The sequence below is a fragment of the Bartonella sp. OC16QHHD genome (assembly GCF_042194035.1).
Taxonomy (GTDB): domain Bacteria; phylum Pseudomonadota; class Alphaproteobacteria; order Rhizobiales; family Rhizobiaceae; genus Bartonella.
The window spans coordinates 1-1220 of the sequence record NZ_JBHIMJ010000067.1 but is presented as its reverse complement, the minus strand read 5'-3'; the positions used below and the strand labels follow the sequence as shown (position 1 = coordinate 1220).

1 protein-coding gene and 1 pseudogene are annotated in these 1220 nt (G+C 41.6%); both read right to left on the bottom strand.

Annotated features, from left to right (window positions below):
* A pseudogene (locus tag ACFIK1_RS06920) lies at positions 1-271 on the bottom strand (hypothetical protein); the annotation flags it as partial.
* On the bottom strand, positions 268-705 hold the full coding sequence (locus ACFIK1_RS06915) for a hypothetical protein (protein ID WP_375662423.1): 438 nt from the start codon (positions 703-705) through the stop codon (positions 268-270). The gene ACFIK1_RS06915 and the pseudogene ACFIK1_RS06920, both read right to left, overlap by 4 nt.
* Between the last annotated feature and the right edge of the window lie 515 nt (positions 706-1220).

Here is a 1220-nt window from a genome sequence, read left to right as displayed (position 1 = left end):
CCCCCCCCCTTTCATCTTTATAGCGGAAACCTGATTGAACCATACAAGCATGAATCGTTGCTATTGCATTGTTGCTTAAATTTCTGTTTTCTGGAAATACATCATAAGGAGCTGGCATACCACATTCTAATAAGGCTTTTCCTATTTCAGTAAAATCAGTAACACCATTTTTCTCCCACGCGCTCAAATACCCCCCAGGAGTTTTATTAAACTGACATCCTGCAATACCTAACAAAGTTACAGCACTTAATAATTTTAGAGTTTGTTTCATTTTTTACTCCATGATTTACTTAAAGGAAATTGTTCACGATGAGATGAGCCATAATTATAGCGACATTTTGGACTCGCATCTCCAAGACAAGTATGGGGACTTATGGGATTCATGACCACTCTCCACCATTCTGTCAAAACGTTACTACCAGCAGGTATTGTCTCATAAGTATAGCCATTGCCGCCAATAATTCTGCTTACAAAGTCATATCTATGCCCATCAAAGCCAACAGTGGTTTGTTTGCCATCACTCACATAACCTAACAGACCGGATGCAACTAAAACATTAAAGGCTGGTCCATAGAAATTGATATTCGTGTTGTCGGCTATACCGTGAACACCTTCTTGTTTGAAAGAATTCAGCATATTTCCCAATGTCATTGTCCCGCGACTATGTCCATAAAGTTCTAATCCTGTAAGACCATAGCTATACATCAAGTCNCTCCGCATGTTGAACCGCATAAACAGCGGCTTCCTCTGGTGGAGTAAAGATGCCATTAAAGGACACATGCACCTTGCCATCAGCACCCTCTTGTAAATGCTGCTTTTCTTCATCCGTTAAATAATGTGCGTGAGGTATTGGTTGTCCACGAGCGTCTTTGATATACTGTCCATTTTCATCTTTTTTATAGATTATATTGCCCTTTTCATCACGGTCGACAACGGCGATGGGGTGCTCTTTGATAAACATGGTTTTATAGGAGTCATCGCTGTATTTAAATCCTTCTTCCAACAATTGCGTTGCCATTTCGCGGTTTTCATGGACGATTTGTTCCAGCTTGCCTACATCGAGCTGTTGTACACCCTTATGGGCGGTGGCAGTATCACGATTAAGGGAGGCTATGGCTTGCTCAACATCTTGCCCTGTCAATGCCTTCTGCCCTGCTTCATCAGTAATGACAATGGTGCCATTGCTGATAGCGGATTTGGTATATCCTTCCTCTGAATCT

What these genes read in the sequence shown, in the direction of transcription:
- ACFIK1_RS06915 (WP_375662423.1), bottom strand. Translation starts at nt 705, where the DNA reads ATGTATAGCTATGGTCTTACAGGATTAGAACTTTATGGACATAGTCGC.